The following is a 6,635-nucleotide window of genomic DNA, read 5'->3' as shown; positions in this document are numbered from 1 at the left end:
GTACTTTGTCCACATCAACACTTACTTAAGCGGCGAAAATTGCTTTTTATTTTTGTCCGCTTCAAGTTTTTGTTATTTGACGTTATACTATGTACAACTAACTGTACCAGAGAAGATTTATGGACGCCATAAGTTATACAGCAGCAAGGGCTAAACTTGCAACAACTATGGAGCAAGTATGTAATGATCACGCTCCTGTTATTATTACAAGAAAGACTCAACCTTCGGTTGTCATGATGTCTCTCGAAGATTATCAGGCAATGGAAGAAACAACGTATTTGCTACGATCACCTGAGAATGCTAGAAGATTGTTAAGCTCTATAGCAGAATTAGAAGATGGAAAAGGCTCCGCTAGGGAACTGATTGAATGAAGCTAATTTTTTCATCTACCGCATGGAGCGACTATCTGTATTGGCAGACAACAGATAAAAAGATGCTTAAAAGAATAAATGCACTAATTAAAGATATCTCTAGAACTCCTTATGAAGGAATAGGAAAACCCGAACCGCTCAAACATGGCATGTCAGGCTATTGGTCCAGAAGAATTAACGATGAGCATCGATTCGTTTATAAAGCCTTAGAAGATTCAATAATGATCGCGCAACTAAGATACCACTATGGCAAATAACAGTTCAGGTTATGTGGTGAAGTACCGCTAGGTACTTTGTCCACATCAACAGGTTGTTCTGTGGCTACGTGATATGCACTATCCATGTTACTCATAAACCTTATTCGTTAACCATGTGATCTTTAAATGTTTATCTTATACCCCACGGGCTTAATTCGATGTTTGACTCTACACTTTAAGCTTCTGCGGTATCCGCCTGTAAACTCCGTTTTCTGCGTGTACCGCAGAAGCTTAAAGCGTACGTAAAAAGCTCAAACTTTTCTACTGGACCTTTTGACAGATCTCGATGCTTGCATACATCCTTATTCAAAATGTTCAGTGCCCGTGGCACAGAACACCCCAATAAGCGGCGGTCGCGCTCTTTGCGAACGTCCGTCTTCATTGGTTTGTTAACTCCTTGCTCGCGTATTGATGTATTCCATGAGTTCACTGTGTCCATTCAACATATTAGAGCACCAAATTTTCCCAATTTCTGATACTACAATATAGTCCGCTTGTAAAAGCCAAGAATAGCCTACTCGCTCAAAATTATCCCATGGCACTTTGTTATCACCCGCTATAGGGCTTTTAAAATATATAAACTCATCGTCATAGCCAAATCTTACAAAAAATGCTTGGTAGGAAAAAAATGTTGAGCCTGCTAAAAAACCTAAACCAACCAAAGTAGCAGCCACTTCTTGGCCCTCAAACGATCCAACCATAGCGTACAAAATGAATACGGTAACAATAACCAGCAATATTGCGAATGACTTAAAAATAATACCAAATTCTAATAATCTAACGTTTCCATCTCTCTTACTCTCAGAATTAGTAAAAAATACTATTGAGAAAACTACCAAACCACCTATTAAACCGCTATATATCGGACTCCAAGTAAAACCTGATTCTTCCATTTCACCTCCTGAGAGTTAACACCCACTTAAGCGGTGAAAATTGCTCTTTATTTTTGTCCGCTTCAAGTTTTTGTTATGCCGCAATTGCTAAAACTTCGCGTAAACTATCGCTTGGGTTAGTTTGTAAAACAAAATGGCTCCCATCCAACTGTTTAAGCTCAATGTTAGCATAAGCCTTTTTAAAAACTTTCGCTGCATTACCCGAAACTAACCTATCATCACTAGCCTGAAGGTAAGAAGAAGGAATACTGCTTACACTTTCTATAGGGTTTAAATTAGAAATCTGCTTTATCCGATATTCCAATAAATCTAATGGTACATTTGACATTGCTCTATGGAACAGGTCCATCAAATATTGTGAACTATATTTGCCAAACAGCATCTCTTTGACCATGAATTCAGGATATAGAGAATAATTCAGCATAGCCTTTGGGACTAGTTTTCCAAACTTGGCCAAAGAAGATGGCTGTTCAAGAAAGCTTGCAGCAAATACGATATGTTTTATTGAATCAGGAGCTATTTTTCCTATTTCATGGGCTATCAATCCAGAATACGACTCCCCGATTATGATTGTCTCTTTCTTTATGTTGGCAACTAATTCTTTAGCCTGCTCTTCGAAGCTTACATCTATCTCTTGAATGAGTTTAACAATTTGCACATCAGCTGAACTCGGAAGTAATTTTATAAATGGCTCAAACATTATTCCGGTTCCGTCCATACCTGGTAGCAGTAAAATGTTCATTCAATCCTCTTTGCGGCAATCGTGGTAGAGCGACCCATTACTGGGCCGACCCCACACAGATCCGGACGTGCGGAACTACCGCATCCGGCTCTTCAGTTATATATTCGCTCGTGTAAAACACACCCCTAATACCAGTCAACATCTATAATGCGTTTCCTAACTCGTAATGGCTCAATCTGAAAATAGATTAGCATCTCTTTAAAACTTCGCCAATTGTAACTTCGCCTGCCACTGCGACGGTTCAGCCATTTATAAAGGCTGTGCAATGCAAATGCGCTTACTTTCGCTAGGCTGCGACTGTTATCGGGTAGCCCAAAGTAGTTGCTAAATCCCCTAAGCTTGCGCTTTAGTTGAGGTAGCCAAATGTTCAACTTCTGTGAACGCTTGGCTTTAATCCATCGATACAGCTCATTAAGGGTTGACCGCTGTTTCTTCGCTGCGGTGCGCCGCCTTAAGCGTGGCTGACCATTGGCATCTTTGCCCCAGTAAAATGCAAACCCCAGAAATACAAATTGACGTTTACGGCTGGGATGAAAACGACTGAAACGCATCAGTGATGTTTTCTCTGCAGCTACGTCCAAGTTGAATGTCTGTAATCGTGTGGGTAATTCCTGATAAAAGTACTCAGCGTCTTGGGCATATTGAAACGCGCACACAAAATCATCCGCATAGCGTATCATCATGGCGCGACCATGCAGACGCGGCTTTACTCTCTTCTCAAACCATAAGTCTAAGGCGTAATGCAGATAAATATTCGCTAATACTGGACTAATAACACCGCCTTGTGGACTACCACTAGTCGGCTTATCAAACGCCCCAGTAGGCTCTTTTACCCGCGCCTTCAACCATTGTTTGATTAGAGTAAGCAATGCCACATCGTCAATACGCTGTTTGAGCTTACGCATTAGCCAGTCGTGGTCAAGATTATCAAAGAACCCCTTGATGTCTGCTTCCACCACATAACCATAGCCCTTAAATTGCAAGTTCAAGGTCAAACTATGCACGGCCTGATGCGCACTTTTATAAGGTCGATATCCATAGCTATTTCGCACAAAATCTTGCTCCCAGATACTTTGCAGTAATTGGCTCACACTTTGTTGCACGAGTTTGTCATCGACCGTGGGTAACCCTAATGGCCTTAGCTGGCCATTCGATTTGGGGATATATACTCGCTTTATGTCATTCGCTCGGTAGCATTTCTGCTTAAGCGCGCAACTTAAACGCTGTATATTTTCTGGCAGGCTCGCCTCATATATCGGCATCGTGATGCCGTCTATACCCGATTTGGCCTGCTTATTGAGTTGCCCCCAACTTTGATACAGTAAATCAGTATTTAGCAGTCCGTATAAATTCTGAAACCTGTGTTTGGGGTGGGTCTGCGCTTTAAATGCGATGGCGTTTAGTGTGGTTTTCATAGTGATTCCAGCCCTACTTTGTCCGGCCTATGTGTCTGCTAAACACCTCATATAACTGTCAACTCCTTCGCCATGTGCAAGGCTTTCCCCTGCTCAGACTACTATGGGTTGATCTGACTGCCAAAGCGTCATCGGCTCACCTTGCTTTTGGCTTAGTTTACCTACCCTGTCCTTAGGGAACACCTTTGGCTCTCTCAAGTTCCTAACACATCTCTTTATACATGCCACGTCTTGATAACTCCGCTGACTCGCCACAACCTCACCAATATCGGTTGCTTTACGTGGACTTCGGCTGTGTTACCGGCCTTGTCAGTCAGAACTTAAGTATTATCGAAGCGATACCAGCACTTCAGGGACACGTATCCCCTATGGCCTACATAATTCGCTGTCTACGCTTCACGCTGGTTGTTCGTCTGATTGTGTCTTAACACTGGAAAGCAATTCCCATCCTCACACTCCGCACAGCGCGCAAGACTCGCTACAGGTGGTTGGCTAGACCTTACCCGACAGGGACTTTCACCCTGCAAGATGCATCAAGCTTACTTGACGCACTAACACTTTGCATAAGCGGTTTTGCGGCGCTTTTTCGCAAAATCCGCGTTAATGCATTTGTTATACATGCGTTACCTCTGAGCCGTTAATTACTTGATAATCTCGATATAAAGCTGACAGAAGAGATGCTAAAAGAGAAATAAATAGAATACTAATGACTAGCGAAGTAGTGAAACCTTCAAACAACATTTTAAGGAGTATCGCTGATAATAATGCTATGACCTCAACCGTCCCTAAAATCACCGCCCATATCTTCTGTCGACGAAGCCCATAAACTATCAGTGCATTTAACGAGAGCAATACAACAAAGACTGGTGCTACGTACGTCAAGCTTACAGTTGGAAGGAAACCTATAATCACCCCTACCATTGCCCCCATTAATAGCAAAGCAAAGATAATAGCGATAATTAATGTCAAAAAACTGAAGCCTAGCGCTGCGCCCTTCACCTTAACCTCCTGTGTCAATTAGCATGTATAACGCTGAAACTTTGCGGCAGTTTTGGAGCCGCGAAGCGGCGGAAAAATTGTCCGACAACAGTGCCTTGTTAGGTGTTTTTTTGAAGAGGTACGACACAAGAGATATGCCATAGAATCTACACCATCATCCAGTCGACAAGTCTTTGTTCGTTAGCGGTATAAGCTCCGCCTTCATAATAGGTTGCATTTGCATATTCCTGGAGCCTTTTTTGTTTATTGTCGTCTAGAGCATCCCACCACTGATGAGAGAAGAATGTGTTTTCACAATTAACAAGGCAATACTGCACAAAAATATCGCCTTTTTCGTCATCGGGGAGGTCATCAAAACTTTCGACTACGCGCTCTGGATGTGGATCACCTTTCAACCATACAAATATGATAGCCCCGCCGCCATCAGTATTAACTACGGTATGAGATAGCATTTCGGCATCTTTGCTAATGTCCCACATATCAATTAGCTTGTTGCCTCGAAAATCAAATTCGCAATGAATAATACTTGAACTAACAACATCTAGTTTTCCATTAAAAAAGTAGCACGCGCTTTCGAAATTATCATAATTATCCCGACGAATTGCCTCTTCCAGAATATCTCGATAATTTCCGTTTTCTTCTAGGGATTTTTTTTGACCTTCAATATTTCCTGAAATTGAAAGCTGAATGTTAATTTGACGATCAATTTCCATGCCTCTATCAATCACGCTTCGCTGAAACTCAAGTGATTCGACCAGAGCCTGTTTTCTATAATATTCATTACAGACATTCCTAAAAGCATGAAGGACGCATTGCTTGTGATCACCCGTAAAGGTCGATCTTTCTATTGGGCTGAAAAGGCTTGAGTCGTGAAAAGAGCAGAAACCTGGAAAAACCGATGCTTTCCTCCAGCTAATTGGTTTGGCTTCGGCAGCCCCGCCTTCTTGTGTTACTTGAAATTGCATTACATGTCCGGATGAGCTCACGATCCTTTCTAACGGTCCCTTGCGCTGAATGGTATGCGCATCGATTATTTTTCCTCTGCAGGTATCAACAGATGCGAGAGGATGCATGCAACCGCGCTTCCTCCAAAAAACTTTTCTTTGGAGATTTAGAATCTTTCCTAAAGTGTAAGGTTGCTCTTCACCTCTTCCTCTATGGCACTTTTTATACTTTTTTCCTGAGCCACACCAGCATGCTTCGTAGTGCTTCCGCTCTCTAAGCGCGTCCACGACAAATGGATGCTGATTATCAACTTCAAAAACTCGAAAAGGATTCGGAGGTATATCGATCATCGTGCTTGAGACTCCTCCTCACCTAACGCCGCCATAATCGGCGCGAGGAACGAGTGTCCGGCGGCAAAGCCGCGCAATTAATGGTCTTGTTACGTTGCATGCACTCGCGCCTGATGGTTAAAAAACAATACTAAGTCACGTGCAGTAGTCACTCTGCCGTAGTATGGATTCGTTTCAAGCCCTTCGAGAGTACGACCAGTTCTTTGCGATATTTCCTCTAACAAATCGAGGTCGAGAGTATCTTCATCAAGCATTAATTTTTCGAAAAGTATGTCTGATGCCTTGATGGGAACTTTTTGTTCTGTTGGAAGTGAGGCTTGTATTTGCTCATACACAGCCCTAATTACCCAAGTATCCACGACCCTTGGGTCAAATTCTCTAGCAAATTCACAAATCGATTCATCACTACGCTCATTGTATAAACCCAAAAAGTACTTTTCTATTTTCGGTTCTTCAATTTTACTCCATGCAAATACTAGCAAAGCTACACCTGCTAGAATCGCCAGTAAAATGGGTGCGTAAATGACTATACCCAAAAAAACTGCAGAAACAGTGAATAAAGTAGGTGCACTAGGTTTTTCAGCCACATACTTTGGCATGAATCTAGAAGGTTTCTTCATTGTTCACCTTGCAACGTAACGCTTTAGTATTCTTTTTGCCTTC

8 protein-coding genes are annotated in these 6,635 nt (G+C 42.2%); 2 read left to right on the top strand and 6 right to left on the bottom strand.

The genetic code is table 11. The features are described from left to right. Window positions 1-119: 119 nt before the first annotated feature. Window positions 120-371 (top strand): type II toxin-antitoxin system Phd/YefM family antitoxin, encoded by a 252-nt coding sequence (locus AB9H30_RS19105; protein WP_371196395.1) that lies wholly within the window; start codon window positions 120-122, stop codon window positions 369-371. Next, window positions 368-628: a Txe/YoeB family addiction module toxin gene (locus AB9H30_RS19100; RefSeq protein WP_371196394.1), complete on the top strand. Its 261-nt coding sequence runs from the start codon at window positions 368-370 to the stop codon at window positions 626-628. Before AB9H30_RS19105 ends, AB9H30_RS19100 begins: the two co-directional genes overlap by 4 nt. Before the next feature lie 389 nt (window positions 629-1,017). Here AB9H30_RS19100 and AB9H30_RS19095 read toward each other — a convergent pair whose 3' ends face one another. From AB9H30_RS19095 to AB9H30_RS19070, 6 genes are all read right to left on the bottom strand, one after another. Next, the gene (locus tag AB9H30_RS19095) at window positions 1,018-1,521 is read right to left on the bottom strand and encodes a hypothetical protein (RefSeq protein WP_371196393.1); all 504 of its coding nucleotides are present in this window, start codon (window positions 1,519-1,521) and stop codon (window positions 1,018-1,020) included. Window positions 1,522-1,594: 73 nt separating this feature from the next. Beyond that, window positions 1,595-2,263 (bottom strand): alpha/beta fold hydrolase, encoded by a 669-nt coding sequence (locus tag AB9H30_RS19090; protein WP_371196392.1) that lies wholly within the window; start codon window positions 2,261-2,263, stop codon window positions 1,595-1,597. A 125-nt stretch (window positions 2,264-2,388) separates the two neighbouring features. Then, window positions 2,389-3,678 carry a group II intron reverse transcriptase/maturase gene (gene ltrA, locus AB9H30_RS19085; protein ID WP_371196391.1) on the bottom strand — a complete coding sequence of 430 codons (1,290 nt, stop codon included), beginning with the start codon at window positions 3,676-3,678 and terminating at the stop codon, window positions 2,389-2,391. A 612-nt stretch (window positions 3,679-4,290) separates the two neighbouring features. Next, window positions 4,291-4,677 (bottom strand): hypothetical protein, encoded by a 387-nt coding sequence (locus tag AB9H30_RS19080; protein ID WP_371196390.1) that lies wholly within the window; start codon window positions 4,675-4,677, stop codon window positions 4,291-4,293. Between the two features lie 146 nt (window positions 4,678-4,823). Then, window positions 4,824-5,972: an SEC-C domain-containing protein gene (locus tag AB9H30_RS19075; RefSeq protein WP_371196389.1), complete on the bottom strand. Its 1,149-nt coding sequence runs from the start codon at window positions 5,970-5,972 to the stop codon at window positions 4,824-4,826. Window positions 5,973-6,061: 89 nt separating this feature from the next. Then, window positions 6,062-6,592, bottom strand: coding sequence for a hypothetical protein (locus tag AB9H30_RS19070; protein WP_371196388.1), 531 nt, complete (start codon window positions 6,590-6,592; stop codon window positions 6,062-6,064). Window positions 6,593-6,635: the final 43 nt, after the last annotated feature.

It is taken from the genome of Glaciecola sp. SC05, assembly GCF_041380235.1.
In the GTDB taxonomy this organism is placed as follows: domain Bacteria; phylum Pseudomonadota; class Gammaproteobacteria; order Enterobacterales; family Alteromonadaceae; genus Glaciecola.
This window is presented reverse-complemented; position numbering and strand designations above follow the sequence as displayed.